Raw genomic sequence first — 18,755 nt, 5'->3', positions numbered from 1 at the left:
CCCCGCCCATGGTGGCGGAGCCCCTCGTCGACCGTTCCGTCAGCCGCGGGCGCGGTTCACCGCGCTGGTCACCGCCTTGATCGAGGCGGTGACGATGTTGGCGTCCGTCCCGACACCCCAGACCGTGCTGCCGTCCACGTCGCACTCGACGTACGCGGCGGCCTGCGCGTCACCGCCCGAGGAGAGCGCGTGCTCGTGGTAGTCGAGCACGCGTACCGCCACGCCCACCGACTGCAGCGCGTTGACGTACGCGTCGATCGGGCCGTTGCCGACCGCGGTGAGCGTGTGCTGCTCCCCGCCGCGCGCGACGTGGGCCTCGATCTCGACCTTGCCGTCGACGGTGCCGATCGTGTAGCCGGCCAGCGTGACCGCCGGATCCACCTGGTGGTCGACCAGGTAGTTGCGGGCGAAGATGTCCCACATCGCGCCCGGCTCGACCTCGCCGCCGGCGTGGTCGGTGACCTGCTGGACCACCCCGGAGAACTCGATCTGGAGCCGGCGCGGCAGGTCCAGTTGGTGCTCGGTCTTCATGATGTACGCGACGCCGCCCTTGCCGGACTGCGAGTTGACCCGGATCACGGCCTCGTAGGTGCGGCCCAGGTCCTTCGGGTCGATCGGCAGGTACGGCACCGCCCAGGTGTGCTGGTCGACCGGCACCCCGGCGGCCTCGGCGTCCCTGGTCAGGGCGTCGAAGCCCTTCTTGATGGCGTCCTGGTGGGAGCCGGAGAAGGCGGTGTAGACGAGGTCGCCCGCGTACGGGTGGCGCTCGTGCACCGGCAGCTGGTTGCAGTACTCGACGGCCCGCTTGACCTCGTCGATGTTCGAGAAGTCGATCATCGGGTCGATGCCCTGGGAGAACAGGTTCAGGCCCAGCGTCACCAGGTCGACGTTGCCGGTGCGCTCGCCGTTGCCGAACAGGCAGCCCTCGATCCGGTCCGCGCCGGCCAGCAGGCCCAGTTCGGCGGCGGCCACCCCGGTGCCCCGGTCGTTGTGCGGGTGCAGGCTCAGCACCAGGCTGTCCCGGCGGGGCAGGCGCCGGTGCATCCACTCGATCGAGTCGGCGTACACGTTCGGCATGGCCATCTCGACGGTGGCCGGCAGGTTGACGATCAGCTTGCGGTCCGGGGTCGGGTCGACCACCTCGATGACCTTGGCGCAGACCTCCAGCGCGTACTCCAGCTCGGTGCCGGTGTACGACTCCGGCGAGTACTCGTAGTGGATGTCGGTGTCCGGGGTGTGGATCTCCGCGTACTTCCTGCACAGCCGCGCGCCCTGGGTGGCGATGTCGGTGATGCCGTCCCGGTCCAGCCCGAAGACCACCCGGCGCTGCAGCGTCGAGGTGGAGTTGTAGAAGTGCACGATCGCCCGGCGGGCGCCGCGCAGCGACTCGAACGTCCGGTCGATCAGGTGCTCCCGGCACTGGGTGAGCACCTGGATCGTGACGTCCTCGGGGATCAGGTCCTGCTCGATCAGCTGCCGGACGAAGTCGAAGTCGGTCTGGCTGGCCGAGGGGAACCCGACCTCGATCTCCTTGTAGCCCATCTGCACCAGCAGCTGGAACATCCGCCGCTTGCGCTCGGGGGACATCGGGTCGATCAGGGCCTGGTTGCCGTCGCGCAGGTCGACCGCGCACCAGCGGGGCGCGGCCTCGACGTGCCGGGTCGGCCAGACCCGGTCCGGCAGGTCGATCCGGAACTGCTGCTGGTACGGCTGGTAGCGCTGGAACGGCATCCGGCTCGGACGTTGCCGGGCGATCGGATCGGTCTCGGCGTCGGTGACGGGTTGAGCCATGGCGGAGTGCTCCCGTGGGTCATGTCGGGCGTCAGCAATCGGAAGGTGTCGGCCTGCTGCCGGGCGACGGTGCCCGGTGGGCCAGAGGAGTTCGGATGTGCTGGACGGCGCGGTTCGACTCCGCGACGAGGTGCCGGCCGGTCAGGCCTCGTCGCGGCGACCAAGGAGGAGGTACGCCCGCCACATGACAGGGTCACCCTACGTGGTGAGACGGGGGGTGGGAAGGCAGGTCCGGACTATGGGACCGGAGTCACGGTCGTCTCCGCCGTCCCCGGTCCCGGTTCGCGCGGGACCGGCGCGCCATCTCGACGCAGTGACGCGATCCGCCGCTGGTCCGGGCGCGGGTCGGTCCCGACTCAGCGCAGCAGAAGGGCGGGCAGCGGGTGGCGGCGGCGCAGCGCCGTCTCCCGCCGGCACAGCTCCTCGGGGAGGGTGAGCGGGTCGCCGAGCCGGCCGACGGCGGTGACCACCAGCGGGCGTACCTCGGGCGGCAGGTCGAGGTCGGCGCGGAGCGCCGCCCGGTCGACGCCGGTGAGTTGGTGCGCGTGCAGGCCCAGCGCGGTGGCCTGGACGGTCAGCTGGGCCATCGCCTGGCCCAGGTCGTACGCGCTCCGCTCCGGGTCGCCGCCGGTGTGCGCGCCGAGTACCAGGGCGCAGGCGTGCCGGGCCCAGCGCTGGTCGTGGTCGGGCAGGCTGACCAGGAGCCGCTTCCAGGTCTCGTCGTGGCGGTGGCCGAGGGCGAACCGCCACGGCTGGGCGTTGCCCGCCGACGGCGCCCACCGGGCGGCCTCCAGCAGCGAGGCCGCCTCGTCGTCGGTGAGCACGGCGTCCGGGTCGAAGGCGCGAGGGCTCCAGCGGAACGCGAGCAGCGGGGTGAGGTCGACCATGCGTAGAGCGTCCCGTATGGGCGATTTGATCTCCTGAGCGGGTCGGTCAAATGTGGGCAAGAGCACCCGTAACGTCACGCTGAGTCAGGACGTTCCCGCGCTCGGGCTCTCCTCGACGGCCGGCGCGTCCGGGCCGATCGGCTCGGCGTCCACCACCGGGCCGGCCAGCGCCACCGTGGCCGGACCGGGGCCCGGCGCCCCGGCCAGGGTGAGCGTGCCGAGCGCCGCCCGGACGTGGGTCGGGGTCCCGTCCGCCTCGTAGCAGTAGATGCCCACGTCCAGCGGCGGGTGGAGCGAGGCGGAGGTGGTCTCCACCGCGTAGCAACGCCCGGCCACGCCGGCGGGCGCGGTGGCGGGGGAGACCGCCAGCGGGGTACGCCGGTCGGTGAGCACCTCCAGCCAGTCCGTGAACGGGTGCTGCACGCGCGGGTCCAGCCGGCCCGGCACGACGTCGTCCCGGCCGCCGAGGCGTACGCAGCTCGCGCCCTCCGGACGGCCGGCCGACGGCAGGCCGCACTGGAAGAGCCCGTCGGCGGTGGCCGCGAGCGAGACGTCGGCCGTGCCGCCGAGCGCCCCACCCGGCACGTCGACGCGCCAGGTGCCGTCCTCGGCGCGGACCACGACGACGTCCCGGGCCGGGCCGTCGGTGCCGGTCAGGGTGTAGCGGGCGGTCAGGTGGCGGTCCCGGGCCGCCGCCGCCAGCGCCGCCAGCTCGCCCCGCGCCGCGTCGGCCCCGGCGGGCGCGGGGTCGGCCGGTGTGCTGGTGGCCGGCGCGGTCGGCGGGTCGGCGGTGCAGGCCGGGAGGAGGGCCACGAGGAGCAGGGTCAGCGCGCCGGTCAACCGTCGCGGCGCGCGCAGCTGGGCATGCACCGGGTCATTCTGCGCCGCACCCGGCCCGCGCACGGACCCGCGCGCCCCGGGTGGCGTACCGGCGTGTCGAGCGGTGCCCCGCGGCGTGCACCAGACCCGCGCCGCCCGCGCGGGTTCCGCCGCTCCGCGCGGGCGCGCCGGCGTGTCGGGTCGTGCCCGCGGCGTCCACGGAGCCGTTCGGTCCGGGAGGTGTGCCGGCGTGTCGCCCGCCACCGACCGGGGCCGGAACCGCAGGTCCGGCAGGTCCGGGCCGCCGGATGGTGGGATCACCCGACCCGGGCTCGCGTACCGCCCGATACGCTGGGAAGGTCTGACGCGCGCCGCCGGAGGAGAGAAGCCGGCGGCGTCGGCACGCTCAGGGTCGTCGCTGGGAGGGAGTGCACCGTCGTGGCACTCGTGGTGCAGAAGTACGGCGGGTCCTCCGTCGCCAACGCCGAGCGCATCAAGCGGGTCGCCGAACGCATCGTGGCCGCCCGCAAGGCGGGCGACGACGTCGTGGTGGTGGTCTCCGCCATGGGCGACACCACCGACGAGCTGCTCGACCTGGCCAACCAGGTCAGCCCGCTCCCGCCGGGCCGCGAGCTGGACATGCTGCTCACCGCCGGGGAGCGGATCTCCATGGCGCTGCTCGCCATGGCCATCCACAACCTGGGGTACGAGGCCCGCTCGTTCACCGGCTCCCAGGCCGGCGTGATCACCACCTCGGTGCACGGCCGGGCGCGGATCATCGACGTCACCCCGGGGCGGCTCAAGGGCGCGCTCGACGAGGGCGCGGTGGTCATCGTCGCCGGCTTCCAGGGCGTCTCGCAGGACACCAAGGACGTCACCACGCTGGGCCGGGGCGGCTCGGACACCACCGCCGTGGCGCTCGCCGCCGCGCTGCGCGCCGACGTCTGCGAGATCTACACGGACGTGGACGGCATCTTCAGCGCCGACCCGCGGATCGTGCCGAACGCGCGGCACATCAAGCAGATCACCTACGAGGAGATGCTGGAACTGGCCGCCTGCGGCGCCAAGGTGCTGCACCTGCGCAGCGTGGAGTACGCGCGGCGCGCGGGGTTGCCGATCCACGTCCGTTCGTCATACTCGACCAACACCGGCACCATGGTCACCGGATCGATGGAGGACCTTCCCGTGGAACAGGCGCTGATCACCGGGGTCGCCCACGACCGCAGCGAAGCCAAGATCACCATCGTCGGCGTGCCCGACGAGCCGGGCGCCGCCGCGCGGATCTTCGACACCGTGGCCGGTGCCGAGATCAACATCGACATGATCGTGCAGAACGTCTCCACCGAGGGCACCGGCCGCACGGACATCTCGTTCACGCTGCCCAAGGCCGACGGCCCCACCGCCATGGCCGCGCTCAGCAAGATCCAGGAGACGGTCAAGTTCAAGGGCCTGCTCTACGACGACCACGTGGGCAAGGTGTCGCTGATCGGCGCCGGCATGCGGTCGCACCCGGGCGTCGCGGCCGGCTTCTTCGCCGCGCTCGGCGCCGCCGGCGTCAACATCGAGATGATCTCCACCTCGGAGATCCGGGTCTCGGTGGTCTGCCGGGACACCGACCTCGACAAGGCCGTCCGGGCCATCCACGACGCGTTCGAGCTGGGGGGCGACTCCGAAGCCGTGGTCTACGCGGGGACGGGACGGTAGCTCCGGTGGCGGGACGGCCCACCCTGGCCGTGGTCGGGGCGACGGGTGCCGTCGGCACCGTGATGTGCGAGCTGCTCTCCTCCCGGCGTGACGTCTGGGGGGAGATCCGGCTGCTCGCCTCGGCGCGCTCGGTCGGGCGGACGATGCGCTGCCGGGGCGAGGAGTTGACCGTCGGGGCGCTCACCCCGGAGGCGTTCGACGGCGTCGACGTGGCCATGTTCGACGTGCCGGACGAGGTCTCCGCCGAGTGGGCCCCGGTCGCGGTCGAGCGGGGCGCGGTGGTCGTCGACAACTCCGGCGCGTTCCGGATGGACCGGGACGTCCCGCTGGTGGTGCCCGAGATCAACCCTGAGCAGGTGCGCAACCGGCCGAAGGGGATCCTCGCCAACGCCAACTGCACCACCCTCGCGATGATCGTGGCGATCGCCCCGCTGCACCGCGAGTACGGGCTGCGCGAGCTGGTGCTCGCCTCGTACCAGGCGGTGTCGGGGGCGGGGCAGGCGGGCGTGGACGCGCTGCACGGCCAGCTCGGCAAGATCGCCGGCGACCGGGTGCTCGGCTCCCGCCCCGGCGACGTGCGCCAGGCGGTCGGCGAGGAGCTCGGCCCGTTCCCCGCGCCGCTGGCGCTCAACGTGGTGCCGTGGGCCGGGTCCTTCGCCGACGGGGGCTGGTCCTCCGAGGAAATGAAGATCCGCAACGAGTCCCGCAAGATCCTCGGGCTGCCCGACCTCAAGGTCTCCGCGACCTGCGTACGGGTGCCGGTGGTGACCGGTCACTCGGTGGCGGTGCACGCGGTCTTCGCCACCGAGGTGGACGCCGAGGGCGCCCGTGAGGCGCTGCGCAACGCCCCGGGCGTGATCCTGGTGGACGACCCGGCGGCCGGCGAGTTCCCGATGCCGATCGACGCGGTCGGCACCGACCCGTCCTGGGTCGGCCGGATCCGTCGCGCCCTCGACGACCCCCGCGCCCTCGACCTCTTCGTCACCGGCGACAACCTCCGCAAGGGCGCCGCCCTCAACACCGCCCAGATCGCCGAACTCCTCGCCAAGGAACTCACCCGCTGACCGCGGCCCCCTCCCCGAGCCCGGGTCGGTGATCGCGGGTCAGGCGGCGGCGAGGCGGACGCCGTCGCGGCCGTGCCGCTTGACCGCGTACAGGGCCTGGTCGGCGCGGCGCAGGGTGGCCTCCCCGGGCTCGCCCGGGTGGGGCAGGGCGACGCCGACGCTGATCGTCCGCCCGGTGCGGCGGGCCGCCTCGGCGAGCCGTTCGGCGATCCGGACCGCCTCGTCGGGGCGGCTGACCTCGATCACCGCGACGAACTCGTCGCCGCCGATCCGGTACAGCTCGTCGCCCTGGCGCAACGCCCCCTCCAGGGCCCGGGCCAGTCCGACCAGCAGCCGGTCCCCGGCCTGGTGGCCGTACGTGTCGTTGACCGTCTTGAAGCCGTCCACGTCGATCGCCAGCAGGGCGGTACGCCCCGGGGTCGCCCTCCGGATCCGCTGCCCGAAGGGCCCGGTGTGGCGCAGGCCGGTGAGCGGGTCGGAGCTGGCCTGCTCGCGGAGCCGGGCCAGGGTACGCAGCCGGTCCACCGCGCCCCACGCCTGGCCGGCGAGCAGTTCCATCAGGTTGACCGTGGTCGGGTCGGGCCGGAGCAGCCGCTCGTCGGCGACCAGCAGCACTCCGCCGGAGTCGGGCGGACCGACCGGCACCGACACCAGGGTCCGCACTCCGGCCCGGACCAGCGGCTCGTACTCCTCGGTCGGCGGCAGTCCGGCCTCGCCCAGGGTGTACGCCGAGCCGTGCCGGTGGGCGCGGCCGACCAGCCGGCCGAGCGGCCCGGCCCCCGCCTCGGTCAGTTCGGCGCGGATGCGGGCCTCCAGCTCGCCGGGCACGCCGGTCGGGTCGCCGACCCGGGGGCCGCGCCGGCCGCCGAGCACCAGCACGGCGGCGGAGAGGGTGGAGACGTCCCGCGCGGCGGCGATCGCGGCGGCCATCAGATCCCACTCGGTGGGGGCGGAGGTCATCGCGGTGGCGTGCCGGAGCAGCTTCTCGCTGCGGCTCTCGGCGGGCGGGCCGCCGAGCGCCATGATCCGGGCGCCGAGCCGGCCGGCCAGCCGTTCGGCGGTGGCCCGCCACGGGGCCAGCTCGACGGGCTCGCTCCACTGCAGGTCGAGCACGCCGATCGGGCGGCCCGCCGGGTCCAGTACCGGCACGCAGATCTCGGCGGTGACGTCGGGGCGTACCGGGAGGTAGTCCGGGTCCTCGGTGACGTCGTCGACGGTGGCGCTCTCGCCGGAGGCGTAGACCCGGCCGACGATGCCGGACTTCGGCGGCACGGTGGAGAAGACCTGCCAGGCGCCGGTCGCCGCGACGCAACGCAGCCGGTCGTGGACCTGGAGCAGGACGGAGATCGTCGCAGGGGCGTACCGGGCCAGCGCGGTCACGGTCCACTGGCACGCCTCGACCGCGGTCGACGCCATCGGCAGGCGGACCGTCACGTCCCGGACGACTCTCTCGTGATCCACGTTCTTCCAGGTGAGGGCGGGACCCGGCCGGCGACCGGGGCTGCGATCAAGCGTACTCAGCGCCCGGCGCCCAGCCACGGCAAGATCGACTCCGTTCGTACACATGTTTCATCCACAGGGTGTGGACACGGCCTGTGGGCGGCCGACCGGGCCGCGCGGGGTGCGTCGCGGGGTTAGCGTGAGGGTCCCGGTCGCAGTGGAGGAGCCATGCTCGTCGCGCAGCTGAGTGACCCGCACCTGACCACCGGCGTGCTCGCCGCCGCGCCCGCCGGCGGCCTGCACCGGGCCCTCGGCCGGGTGCTGGCGCTGCGCCCCCGCCCCGACTGCGTGGTGATCTCCGGCGACCTGGTCGACCAGGGCCGCCCCGACGAGTACGCGGCGCTGCGCGAGGTGCTCGGCCGGTACCCGCTGCCGGTGCACCTGGTCACCGGCAACCACGACGACCGCGAGTCGCTGCTCGACGCGTTCGGCGGCACGCCCTACCTGGGCGGTGGCTTCTCCGCGTACTACCACGTCGACCACGCGGAACTGACCGTCGTCGCGCTGGACTCGCTGGTGCCCGGGGAGAACGGCGGCCGGCTCGGCGAGGACCAGCTCGGCTGGCTCGACGGGGTGCTCACCGGTCGACCGGACGTGCCGGCCCTGGTCTTCCTGCACCACCCGCCGGTCGCCGTCGGTGTCCCGGCCGCCGACGCCATCCGGCTCGCCGACGGGGACGCGCTCGCCGCGGTGATCCGCCGGCACCCCCACGTGGTACGCGTCGCCGCCGGCCACCTGCACCGCCCGGTCACCGCCGGCTTCGCCGGCACCGTGCTCACCGTCGCGCCCAGCACCTGGCGGCAGGCGTCGTTGACCATGAGCCCGGACGAGGAGATCGGCTGGGTCGACGAGCCGACCGCCTTCCTGCTGCACGTCGTCGAGCCGGACGGCTGCGTGACCCACACCGTGCAGGTCAGCCACGCCGCCGGGATGACCTGCGGCTTCTGACCGGGCGGACCCGGGACGCGGCGGAGGCCGCCGGGATCTCCCCGACGGCCCGGCTCCCTGTCGTGCCGTGGGAACGCCGACAGGATCCGGTCGGGCAGGCGACCACGCCGTTCGGCGCGCCACCCGTGCCGTCGAGGCCGGACACGCCGAGCGGTCCGGATCGTCGCCCCTTCGGTGGTGCCCGACCGGCGATCGGGCGGCCGTGTGCCGACCGATCGCGTCGACCGTCGTCGCCGTCCGGGTCCCGTGGACAGGGCCCGACGGATCTGTTTGCGTCTGAAGACGTTTTACGGGTCCACAGTTGCCGTCCGGCACGGATAGCCTCGGCGCACCTTCCGTTACCGAGTGGGGGAACGTGTGCGGCACGGGTTCATCGGGTTCGTCGCGGCGCTCGCCGCCGCCGTCGGCGGCAGTCTCGCGGTGGCCGCTCCGGCCCGGGCCGCCACGCCGGCCGTCCAGATCGCCAAGGTCTACTACAACTCGCCCGGCAGCGACACCGGCTCCAACTCCAGCCTCAACGCCGAGTACGTGCGGCTGACCAACCGGCGCAGCACCACCATCAACCTGAAGTACTGGACGCTGCGCGACAAGGCGAACCACGTCTACACGTTCTCCGGCGACTTCCGGTTGGCCTCCGGGGCCAGCGTCCACATCCACACGGGCAAGGGCACCAACACCTCGACGCACCGGTACTGGGGCTCCGGCGCGTACATCTGGAACAACAGCGGGGACGCCGCCTACCTGCGCAACTCCGCCGGCACGGCGATCGACTCCTGCTCCTGGGGCAGCAGCGGCAGCTACCCGTCCTGCTGACCGGACGACTCCCGTCGTCCGGCGCACTCCTGGCGGCCGGCGCCCTGAGGGGCGGGTGCCGGCGCGTCATCCGACCGTCCCGGGGAACGGGCGGCGGCTCCCCGGCACCGGGAGCCGCCGCCCCTCCCCGGGACGGTCGCCCTCCCGCCACCGCTACAGCCGGGTCGCCGGGCGGAGCCCGTCGCTGCCAGGGGGTACGGTCAGCCGAGCAGGGCGCGGCGCAGATGCGGGGCCAGCCGGTCGGCGGGCACCTCGTGGAACCCACCCTCCAGGCTCAGGTGCCGGGCCCCCGGCACCGCCTCGGCGGCGGCCCGCGCGGCGGCGCGCAGCCAGTCCGGGCTGCCCGTGCTGTCGACGACGACGGTCGGCGCGGTGATCGCGGCGAGGCGCTCGGCGGGGAGGGTGCCGTCCCCGGTGACGGTGCTGTCGTACACGAGGGTCGGGGCGAGCATCTCCATCCACGGCCACATCGGCTGCTCCCGCATCCCGCGCACCTCGTCGGCCGGGACGCCCACCGCCTCGACCAGGAAGCACTCGACGACGTCGCCCCGCCGCCCCGCCGCCACCAACTCGGCCAGCTTCGGCGCGATCGCGGACCGGGAACCGGCGTACGCCCCCACCTGGAACGGCGGCTCGAAGAGCGCCAACCCCGTCACCGGCAGGCCGGCGGCGGTCGCCAGGGCGGCGAGGATCGCGCCGGAGGAGAGGCCGTAGACGTACGCCGTGCCGCCGGCCGCCCCGATCACCGCCGCCAGGTCCTCGATCTCGCGCTGCACCGCGTACGGGGCGGTGTCGCCGCTGTCGCCCCGGCCACGCCGGTCGTACCCGAAGACGGTGAAGTCCGCCGCCAGCGCGGCGGCCAGCTCCCGGGTGGTGGAGCGGTCGTTGAACGCGCCCCCCACCAGCACGATCGCCGGCCCGTCGCCGCTGCGCTCGTACGTGATCGTCGTGCCGTCCGCGGACCGCGCGGTGCCCACCGTCGAGGTCGTCTGCGTCATCTTCCGTCCCTCCGTGTCGCCTGTCGTCTCCCATCCTGGTCGGAGCCACCGACGAGGAACCGACAGCCGCCCCGGCAGCGTCGCCACCTACCCGTCATGTCCGACTCGTCCGAACGTCCGACTGCCGCCACCTGACGTATCCGCAGGTCTGTTCGACTTCCCCAGTCGACCGGCGGTGGCGGAGATGAGAGGCTGTCACCCGACGGAGCGGCGAACCCCCGACCGCCGCCATCCGCGATCGACCCCTGTCACGGCACGGATCAGGGTCGCCGGACGAACCATCGTCCGTGCAGCGTCCAACGCCGAACCTCACGAGGAGTTCCATGTCCGTCCCCGGGATGCGTAGGGCCGCCATCGGTCTGACCGCGCTCGCCGCGGCCGCGCTGAGCACGGTCGCCGTCAACCCGAACCAGGCCGAGGCCGGCCCGAAGCCGGTCGACGTCAAGCTGCTCGCCCTCAACGACTTCCACGGCAACCTGGAGCCCCCGACGGGCTCCAGCGGCAGCATCGCCGGCCAGCCGGCGGGTGGTGCGGAATACCTCGCCACCCAGCTCGCCGCGCTGCGCGGCGCCACCGAGGAGGAGCAGGAGCGGACCATCACGGTCGCCGCCGGTGACCTGATCGGCGCCTCGCCGCTGCTCTCCGCCGCGTTCCACGACGAGCCCACCATCGAGGCGCTCACCATGGCCGGGCTGGACTTCGCCAGCGTCGGCAACCACGAGTTCGACGAGGGCGCCAACGAGCTGCTCCGCATCCAGAACGGCGGCTGCCACCCGGTCGACGGCTGCGCCGACGGCACCCCGTACAAGGGGGCCGGCTTCCAGTACCTCTCCGCCAACGCCTTCAAGACCGCCACCGGCCAGCCGCTGCTGCCGCCGTACGGCATCAAGAAGGTCGCCGGCGTGAAGGTCGGCTTCATCGGGATGACCCTGGAGGGCACCCCGCAGATCGTCAGCCAGGAGGGTGTCGCCGGCCTGACCTTCGCCGACGAGGCCGAGACCGCCAACAAGTGGGCCCGCGTGCTGCGCGCCCAGGGCGTCGAGAGCATCGTCGTGCTGCTGCACGAGGGCGGCCAGCAGGACTCCACCGGCGGCATCAACGACTGCAAGGGCTTCACCGGCCCGATCGTCGACATCACCAACCGGATGGACCCGGCCATCGACGTGGTGGTCAGCGGGCACACCCACCAGGCGTACAACTGCGAGGTCAACGGCAAGCTGGTCACCAGCGCCAGCTCGTTCGGCCGCCTGGTCACCGACATCGACCTGAAGATCGACCGCAGGACCGGTGACGTGCTCACCGCCTCGGCGAACAACGTCGTGGTCACCCGGGACGTCGCCAAGGACCCGGCGCAGACCGAGCTGATCACCCGCTACAAGACGGCCCTCGGCCCGGTCGCCACCAAGGTCGTCGGGACCACGGCCGAGCCGCTCGACCGGGTCCAGGAGACCCTCTTCGGTACGGCGAAGGGCGAGTCCGAGCTGGGCAACGTGATCGCCGACGCGCAGTTGGCCGCCACCGACACCGAACAGGGCGCGCTCGGCGCGTTCATGAACCCCGGTGGTGTCCGCGCCGACCTCGACGCCGGCCCGGTCACCTACGAGGAGGCGTTCACCGTCCAGCCGTTCGCCAACAACCTGGTGACGCTGGACCTCACCGGCGCGCAGCTCTACTGCGTGCTGGAGCAGCAGTTCGTCGTCGGCCGGACGCTCTACCCGTCCTCGTCGGTGCGGTACACGGTGGACGTCGACGGCGTCACCGGCACCACCGCCGACCCGTGCGCCGGCACCCGGGTCGTCCGGGGCAGCCTGACCCTGGGTGGCGTCACGGTCACCGACGCCGGCACCTACCGGGTCACGGTGAACAACTTCCTCGCCGGCGGCGGCGACGGGTTCACCACGCTCAAGAGCGGCACCAACCAGGTCACCGGCATGATCGACCTGGACGCCTTCGTGGCGTACCTGACCGCGTCCTCGCCGGTCTCCGCGCCGGCCCTGGACCGGATCCGTACCACCGCCGAGGTTCCCGCCGCCTGACGGCAGCCCTCGGCACGACGGGCCCCGGAGCATCCGCTCCGGGGCCCGTCGGCGTCCCGCCGCCCGTCCGGCCCGGTCCGGCACGGGCTCGGCCTGGCCGGCGGTCACGATCGCGCTCGGTCCCGGCGCAGGCCGGGTCGGCCAGGCCGGTCGGAGTTGGGCCCGGTCGGGGCCGGCGCAGGCCGGGCGGCAGGCGGGTCAGGCGGGGGTGGGGGCGGTGACCGGGGTGTCGGCGGCGGTGGTCCGCCCGTCCTGGACGGCGGAGAGCAGCGGGCGCAGGGACAGGGCGATCACCGAGGCGGCCAGGCAGCCGCCGACCACGACCGCCACCCACACCTTGCCGTCGGCGGCCCCGATCAGCGGGCCGGCGGTCACCGGCCCGATCACTCCGCTGATCCCGAAGATCATCGAACTCATCGCGTTGTACCGACCCCGCAGTTCGTCGGTGGCGAGCGCGTTGGTCAGCGCCGGCATCACCGGGGACAGCATGGTCTCGCCGAAGCCGAAGACCGCCGCGCAGGCCACCACGAGGAGCGCCGCCACCAGCGCGTTGCCCGTGCCCACCAGGCCGGCCGCGCCGAGGATCAGCCAGGCGGCGGCGAAGACCGCACCCACCACCGCCAGCGCTCCGGTACGGCTGCGCCCCTCCATCCGCCGGATCACCAGCAGCTGGGACAGCACGATCATCACGGTGTTGCCGGCCAGCGCCCAGGCCACGACCCGGGGCGTCACCTCGGCCACCCGGACCGCGTACGCGGTGAAGCCCACCTCGATCTGGGCGTACCCGCAGGTGGTCAGCACCAGACCGAAGATCACCAGGCGGCGGAACGGCCGGTCCCGCAGCACGGTGAGGTAGCCCCCACTCGAACCCTTCGCGCCGGCCGTGGCGTCGGCGAGCCGGTGGCCGACGTGCGGCAGGCTCAGCAGGATCAGCGCCGGGGTCAGGTAGCTGAGCGCGTCGAGCAGGTAGATCAGCTCGAAGGTGATCGGCCGCGCGGTGTCCACGATGGCGCCCGAGGTGAGGCCGCCGACGCCGATACCGAGGTTGAGCAGGGCGAAGTTCAGTCCGTACACCCGCTGCCGTTCGTCGTCGGCGGTGAGCGACGCGAGGATGGTGTTCTGCCCGGACCAGATCGCCGAACTGCCGATCGCGACCACGGTGATCACGCCGAACGCCGAGGCGGTCGAGTCGACCAGCGCCAGCGAACCGGTGCCGACCGCCTCGATCAGCAGGGCCGGCAGCAGCACCCGACGGGCGCCGAACCGGTCGATGAGCGTCCCGCCCAGCGGGGAGAGGGCCAGGGTGACCGCGCCGTACCAGCCGATGACCAGGCCGGCGCGCGGGTCGGAGAGGCCGCGCACGTCGGTCAGGTAGATGAAGAGGAACGGCAGGGTCAGGCCGCGTCCGATCGCCGACAGGAGGGTGCCCACCAGGATGCGGCGGGCTTCCGGACGGCGGGGGAGGGATCGGCGCAGCATGCCGCGATTCTGTCCAGCGGGTCCGACAGGCCGCGACGGGTTTTGCCGCCGCTGCCGCGGGCCGGGCCGTCCGAGGTGAGCAAGCACACGCTCCGCTGCTCACGGCCCTCACTGCGGGGACGGGACCGCATGCCCCGGTCCGGCTCCGGCTGGACCGGGCGAAGGCGTGCCACGCCCCGGCTCGTCGGCCGTGTCGGTCGGCTCTGCCATGCTGGCCCGGTGAGCGTGACCTGGCGACACCTGCCCGCACCGGCCCGCGAGATCGCCGCCGCCGCGACCGACGCCGTCGACGCGGTCCGGGCGCACGACGCCGAGGCGTACGAGGCGGCGACCGCGCGGCTGGCCGCCGCGGAGCGCTCCGGTCTCGTCCTCGGCACCGTGGTGCGGCTGCTGCTGGAGGAGACCCACCCGGACGGGCTCGACTCCGACGACGTCCGGCAGGTGCTGGAGCACTGCGTCCGGGCGGCGGCGCAGTGGCGGCCGGACGTCGACCCGCACGTGGTGCTGGTCCTGCTGGCCGGCGCGCTCGGCGTCTACGACCCGGGTGAGGACGACGCCCCGCCCGACCCGTCGGCGCTGGCCCGGCACGCCCCGTTGCTCGTCGCCGATCTGCTCGCGGTGGCCGGCCGTCCGGTCGGCTCCTGTCTGGAGGCGGCGTTCACCGAGATCGCCCGCACGGAGCACCAGGACTGATCAGGTCGGGGCCGATCGGCCAGGGGCACCGGCTGATCGGTGCTGCCGACATCGGCGTCCGTCACGCTACGCTCCCGCCACCAATATCGATTTTCGCGGGGGCGATTGATGGACAGACGTGTGTGGGCGCGGCTCGCGGCCGTACCACTTCTCGGTGGCGTGGGCCTGGTGGCCCCGGTGGTGCCCGCGGCGGTCGCCGCGCCGGCGCCGGTCACCGAGGCGGTCGCCCACGAGCTGTACGTCAGCGACCAGGGCTGCGCGCCGGGCGGGAACGGCAGCATGACCGCGCCGTTCTGCACGATCGGAGCGGCGGCGGCCGTGGCGCAACCGGGCCAGACGGTGCTGGTGCAGCCGGGCTACTACCAGGAGGCGGTCACCTTCACCCGCTCCGGCACCGCGGACGCGCCCATCACCTTCCGGGCGGTCAACGGCCCGGAGGGTGGGGTCCACGTCGGTGACGTCGAGACCGGCGAGATCGACGACACGATCTTCACGATCGCCGGCGTGCACGACGTGGTGATCGAGGGCTTCCGGGTGGTGGCGAAACCGGAGCGGACGCCGCTGGTGGTGAACGGCTCCACCCGGATCACCCTCGACCGGCTCACCGCGGCCGTGCAGTGGGCTCCGGAGACCGTTCGGGTCACCGGAGCGTCCAGCGACGTCACCGTGAGCCGGAGCTTCCTGCACAACTCCTGGACGAGCCCGGCGCCGTCGGTACGGGTCGACCCCGGTGCGACCGGCACCGTCGTCGTCCACAACCAGCTGTACGTCGGTGGTCTGCTGGCCACCGACGCCCCGGACACCGTGGTCACCAACAACACGGTGCTCACCAAGTGCTCCCGGGGGATCGACGTGGCCGGCACCTCCCCCGGGGTGCAGATCCAGAACAACGTGGTCCGCACCAACCTGCTCCGTGCCGCCTGCGCCACGCCGGAGAACGCCGCCGCCGTCGCGGTCTCCGCGCAGTCCACCGAGGGAGCCGTCGCCGACTACAACCTGATCGACCCGGTCAGCGGCGGCGCCCTCTACACCTGGGCCGGCGCCACCCACGCCGACCTGCCGTCGTTCCGCGCCGCCACCGGGCAGGGCGGACACGACCTCGCCGCCGACCCGCGCGTCGGCTCCATCAGGGGACTGGCGGGGCGGAAGTACCTCCCGACCGACCCGGGCTCGCCCGCGGTCGACTCGGCCAACGCCGCCGCCGAGGGGCTCACCCGCACCGACATGCTGGACAACCCGCACAGCGACAACCCGGGCGTGGCGAACACGGGCACCGGCATCGGTTACCACGACCGGGGCGCGATCGAGGTCCAGGGCGGCGTCAACGGCGGCCAGGTCGGCATCCAGCGCAAGCGCGGCAGCGACCCGCTCGCCGTGACCGCGATCGCCGCGCCGATGTACGCCTGGCCGACCGATGGCGAGGGCGGTTCCATCGCGTACAAGTTCGACGGCGAGCCGTTCTGGCGGATCACCGCCGCCCGGACACTCGACCACTCGTTCCGCCGTGGTGGTCAGGGCTGCGTCGCCACCCGGACCAGTTTCACGGACTTCCGCGCGGCCCCCGACTACAGCTACCACCACTGCACCACGGTCGGCGCGCTCTACCAACCGGTGACGCCGGCCCGGCTGCTCGACACCCGGGCGGCGCTCGGCACCGCCACCACCACGCCGGTGCCCGCGAACACCGAGGTCGTGCTCCCGATCCCGAGCATCGGCGGCACGCCGGCCACGGACATCACCGCCGTCGTGCTCAACGTGACGGTCACCCGGCCGACGGCGTCCGGGTTCATCACGGTCTACCCGGACGGCGGCGTCAGGCCCGACTCGTCCAACGTCAACTTCGTCGCCGGGGAGACCGTCCCGAACCTGGTCACCGTCCCGATGGTCAACGGCCGAATCCGACTGCGCCACAGCGGCAGCGGGACGGTCCACCTCGTCGCCGACCTGCAGGGCTTCTACGGCCGGCAGGGTTCCGGTCTGAAGCCGTCGGACCCCACCCGGGTGCTGGACACCCGCACCGGCGCGGCGCTGGCCGCCAACGGCGAGCGACGGCTGGACCTGTCGGGCCGGGTGCCGGCCGACGCGCGGGCGGTGATCCTGAACGTCACCGTCACGAGGCCCACGGCGAGCGGCGTGCTCACGGTCTACCCGGACGGCTCGCCCGTGCCGGTGGCCTCGAACCTGAACTTCGTGGCCGGGCAGACCATCCCCAACCTGGTGGTCGTCCCGGTCGTCGCCGGCAAGGCCATGATCCGCAACGCCAGTTCGGGCACCACCCACGTGGTGGCCGATCTGGCCGGCTACTTCGGCTCGGCCGCGTCCGGCGCCGACCAGACGTACGTGCCGCACGGCCCGCACCGGATCGCCGACAGCCGTAACCGCACCGGCTGGATCAAGCCGTACGACGGGCCGTTCACCAGGTACGAGAAGGCGTCGGCCGCCGTCCTGGTGGACGTCCAGTGCGAAGGGCCCTGCCCCGCACCGACCGCGGTGGTGCTCAACCTGACCGTCACCGCGCCCACCGCCGCCGGGGTGCTCACCGTGTACCCGGCCGGCCAGGGCGCCCCGACCGCGTCGAACGTCAACTTCGTCGCCAAGGAGACGGCGGCGAACCTGGCCGTGGTCAAGGTCGACGACCTCGGGCGGTTCACCGCGTACCACCACAGCAGCGGCAGCACCCACGTCGTGGCCGACCAGGCGGGCTACTTCATCGCCCCGGCCTGACCCCGCATGCCGCCCGGCGGTCGCGTCCCGTCCCGGGGCGCGACCGTCGGGGTCTCGGTCCCCCCCCGGCTGACGAGGCCGGCTGCGGCGGGTACGTGGTGGACGGGGCGCCGGAGGCGGGTCAGGGGCTGGCGGCGAGGAAGACGAACGCCGCGAGCAGCACCAGGTGCACCCCACCCTGGAGCACGGTCGCCCGGCCCGGGACGACGGTGAGCACGCCGGTCACCGCGGTCAGCGCCAGCAGCGTCAGTTGGGTGCCGCCCAGGCCGAGCAGCAGCGGCCCGTCCAACCAGATGGAGGCGATGGCGATGGCCGGGATGGTGAGACCGATGCTGGCCATGGCGGAGCCGAGGGCGAGGTTCAGGCTGATCTGCACCCGGTCGCGCCGGGCGGCCCGGGCGGCGGCGAGGGTCTCGGGGAGCAGGACCAGCAGCGCGATGACCACGCCGACGAAGGCCTGCGGCAGGTTCGCGGCGGCGACGGCGGACTCGATGGCGGGGGAGACGCCCTTCGCCAGGCCCACCACGGCGATCAGCGAGACGAGCAGCAGGGCGAGGCTCGCCAGCGCGGTACGCGCCGAGGGCGGGTCCGCGTGCCCGTCGCCGTCGGCGTCGACGACGCTGCCGTCGCTGGTGACGGGGAGGAAGTAGTCCCGGTGCCGGCCGGTCTGCACCATGACGAAGAGCCCGTAGAGGGCCAGGGACGCCACCGCCGCGAAGGCGAGTTGGGCGGGGGAGAACTCCGGGCCGGGCCGGCTGGTGGTGAAGGTGGGCACCACCAGACTGAGGGTGGCGAGGGTGGCGACGGTGGCCAGCGCGCCGCCGGTGCCCTCGGGATTGAACACCGCCACCCGGCGGCGCAGGGCGCCGAGCAGCAGGGACAGGCCGAGGATGCCGTTGCAGGTGATCATGACGGCGGCGAAGACGGTGTCCCGGGCCAGCGCCTGGGCCTTGTCGCCGCCGCTGATCATCAGGGTCACGATCAGCGCGACCTCGATCACCGTGACCGCGACCGCGAGCACCAGCGAGCCGTACGGCTCACCGACCTTGTGCGCGACCACCTCGGCGTGGTGCACGGCCGCCAGGACCGCGCCGGCCAGGAGGGCGGCGACCACCGCGACCACGATCCCCGAGAGGTCGCGACCCCAGGTGACCACGAGCAGCACGACCGCGAGGACCGGTACGAAGACGGTCCAGTGGGACAGACGGGATCGGATCAGCGCGGTCATGCGCTCAACAATGCCAGGCGAGCGGACCGGTCGCCGATCGTCGCGCGCACCCCGTCGCTGGTGCCCGGCGG

At 73.5% G+C, this 18,755-nt stretch carries 14 protein-coding genes; 7 read left to right on the top strand and 7 right to left on the bottom strand.

The genetic code is table 11. The features are described 5' to 3' along the window. Window positions 1-39 precede the first annotated feature (39 nt). The 3 genes from leuA to GA0070614_RS14795 form a co-directional block, all read right to left on the bottom strand. Window positions 40-1,791: a 2-isopropylmalate synthase gene (gene leuA / locus GA0070614_RS14805; protein WP_088976510.1), complete on the bottom strand. Its 1,752-nt coding sequence runs from the start codon at window positions 1,789-1,791 to the stop codon at window positions 40-42. A gap of 356 nt (window positions 1,792-2,147) precedes the next feature. Further along, window positions 2,148-2,678, bottom strand: coding sequence for a nitroreductase family protein (locus GA0070614_RS14800; RefSeq protein WP_088976509.1), 531 nt, complete (start codon window positions 2,676-2,678; stop codon window positions 2,148-2,150). An 84-nt stretch (window positions 2,679-2,762) separates the two neighbouring features. Next, window positions 2,763-3,548, bottom strand: a complete 786-nt coding sequence (locus GA0070614_RS14795) for a hypothetical protein (protein ID WP_231933638.1) — start codon at window positions 3,546-3,548, stop codon at window positions 2,763-2,765. Between the two features lie 387 nt (window positions 3,549-3,935). Here GA0070614_RS14795 and GA0070614_RS14790 point away from each other — a divergent pair, with 387 nt between their 5' ends. Together GA0070614_RS14790 and GA0070614_RS14785 are read left to right on the top strand one after the other, a co-directional pair. Beyond that, window positions 3,936-5,201 (top strand): aspartate kinase, encoded by a 1,266-nt coding sequence (locus GA0070614_RS14790; protein ID WP_088976507.1) that lies wholly within the window; start codon window positions 3,936-3,938, stop codon window positions 5,199-5,201. A gap of 5 nt (window positions 5,202-5,206) precedes the next feature. Beyond that, on the top strand, window positions 5,207-6,265 hold the full coding sequence (locus GA0070614_RS14785) for an aspartate-semialdehyde dehydrogenase (RefSeq protein WP_088976506.1): 1,059 nt from the start codon (window positions 5,207-5,209) through the stop codon (window positions 6,263-6,265). 39 nt (window positions 6,266-6,304) lie between these two features. Here GA0070614_RS14785 and GA0070614_RS14780 read toward each other — a convergent pair whose 3' ends face one another. Continuing rightward, window positions 6,305-7,726, bottom strand: coding sequence for a GGDEF domain-containing protein (locus GA0070614_RS14780; protein WP_088976505.1), 1,422 nt, complete (start codon window positions 7,724-7,726; stop codon window positions 6,305-6,307). 207 nt (window positions 7,727-7,933) lie between these two features. Here GA0070614_RS14780 and GA0070614_RS14775 point away from each other — a divergent pair, with 207 nt between their 5' ends. Next, window positions 7,934-8,713 carry a phosphodiesterase gene (locus GA0070614_RS14775; protein WP_088976504.1) on the top strand — a complete coding sequence of 260 codons (780 nt, stop codon included), beginning with the start codon at window positions 7,934-7,936 and terminating at the stop codon, window positions 8,711-8,713. A gap of 345 nt (window positions 8,714-9,058) precedes the next feature. Next, on the top strand, window positions 9,059-9,526 hold the full coding sequence (locus GA0070614_RS14770) for a lamin tail domain-containing protein (RefSeq protein ID WP_231933637.1): 468 nt from the start codon (window positions 9,059-9,061) through the stop codon (window positions 9,524-9,526). Between the two features lie 200 nt (window positions 9,527-9,726). Here the strand turns inward: GA0070614_RS14770 and GA0070614_RS14765 are convergent, their stop codons facing one another. Beyond that, on the bottom strand, window positions 9,727-10,524 hold the full coding sequence (locus tag GA0070614_RS14765; protein ID WP_088976503.1) for an alpha/beta fold hydrolase: 798 nt from the start codon (window positions 10,522-10,524) through the stop codon (window positions 9,727-9,729). A gap of 323 nt (window positions 10,525-10,847) precedes the next feature. Between GA0070614_RS14765 and GA0070614_RS14760 the strand changes: the two genes are divergently transcribed. Then, entirely contained in the window at window positions 10,848-12,560 is a 1,713-nt protein-coding gene (locus GA0070614_RS14760; protein WP_088976502.1) for a bifunctional metallophosphatase/5'-nucleotidase, read from the top strand. 198 nt (window positions 12,561-12,758) lie between these two features. Here the strand turns inward: GA0070614_RS14760 and GA0070614_RS14755 are convergent, their stop codons facing one another. Beyond that, a complete protein-coding gene (locus tag GA0070614_RS14755) occupies window positions 12,759-14,039 on the bottom strand; it encodes an MFS transporter (RefSeq protein ID WP_088976501.1) in 1,281 nt (426 codons plus the stop codon). A 219-nt stretch (window positions 14,040-14,258) separates the two neighbouring features. Here GA0070614_RS14755 and GA0070614_RS14750 point away from each other — a divergent pair, with 219 nt between their 5' ends. Beyond that, window positions 14,259-14,732, top strand: coding sequence for a hypothetical protein (locus tag GA0070614_RS14750; RefSeq protein ID WP_088976500.1), 474 nt, complete (start codon window positions 14,259-14,261; stop codon window positions 14,730-14,732). 108 nt (window positions 14,733-14,840) lie between these two features. Further along, the gene (locus GA0070614_RS14745; RefSeq protein ID WP_157744998.1) at window positions 14,841-17,456 is read left to right on the top strand and encodes a right-handed parallel beta-helix repeat-containing protein; all 2,616 of its coding nucleotides are present in this window, start codon (window positions 14,841-14,843) and stop codon (window positions 17,454-17,456) included. A 121-nt stretch (window positions 17,457-17,577) separates the two neighbouring features. On the opposite strand, the gene GA0070614_RS14740 is transcribed toward GA0070614_RS14745, so the two are convergent. Next, window positions 17,578-18,684 carry a calcium:proton antiporter gene (locus GA0070614_RS14740; RefSeq protein ID WP_172892439.1) on the bottom strand — a complete coding sequence of 369 codons (1,107 nt, stop codon included), beginning with the start codon at window positions 18,682-18,684 and terminating at the stop codon, window positions 17,578-17,580. Between the last annotated feature and the right edge of the window lie 71 nt (window positions 18,685-18,755).

The sequence above is a fragment of the Micromonospora coxensis genome (assembly GCF_900090295.1).
Lineage (GTDB): Bacteria > Actinomycetota > Actinomycetes > Mycobacteriales > Micromonosporaceae > Micromonospora > Micromonospora coxensis.
The sequence above is the reverse complement of the archived record's forward strand: the minus strand, read 5'-3'. Positions and strand labels throughout refer to the sequence as shown.

What these genes read in the sequence shown, in the direction of transcription:
- GA0070614_RS14740 (WP_172892439.1), bottom strand. Translation starts at nt 18,684, where the DNA reads ATGACCGCGCTGATCCGATCCCGTCTGTCCCACTGGACCGTCTTCGTA.
- leuA (WP_088976510.1), bottom strand. Translation starts at nt 1,791, where the DNA reads ATGGCTCAACCCGTCACCGACGCCGAGACCGATCCGATCGCCCGGCAA.
- GA0070614_RS14775 (WP_088976504.1), top strand. Translation starts at nt 7,934, where the DNA reads ATGCTCGTCGCGCAGCTGAGTGACCCGCACCTGACCACCGGCGTGCTC.
- GA0070614_RS14755 (WP_088976501.1), bottom strand. Translation starts at nt 14,039, where the DNA reads ATGCTGCGCCGATCCCTCCCCCGCCGTCCGGAAGCCCGCCGCATCCTG.
- GA0070614_RS14800 (WP_088976509.1), bottom strand. Translation starts at nt 2,678, where the DNA reads ATGGTCGACCTCACCCCGCTGCTCGCGTTCCGCTGGAGCCCTCGCGCC.
- GA0070614_RS14760 (WP_088976502.1), top strand. Translation starts at nt 10,848, where the DNA reads ATGTCCGTCCCCGGGATGCGTAGGGCCGCCATCGGTCTGACCGCGCTC.
- GA0070614_RS14745 (WP_157744998.1), top strand. Translation starts at nt 14,841, where the DNA reads ATGGACAGACGTGTGTGGGCGCGGCTCGCGGCCGTACCACTTCTCGGT.
- GA0070614_RS14765 (WP_088976503.1), bottom strand. Translation starts at nt 10,524, where the DNA reads ATGACGCAGACGACCTCGACGGTGGGCACCGCGCGGTCCGCGGACGGC.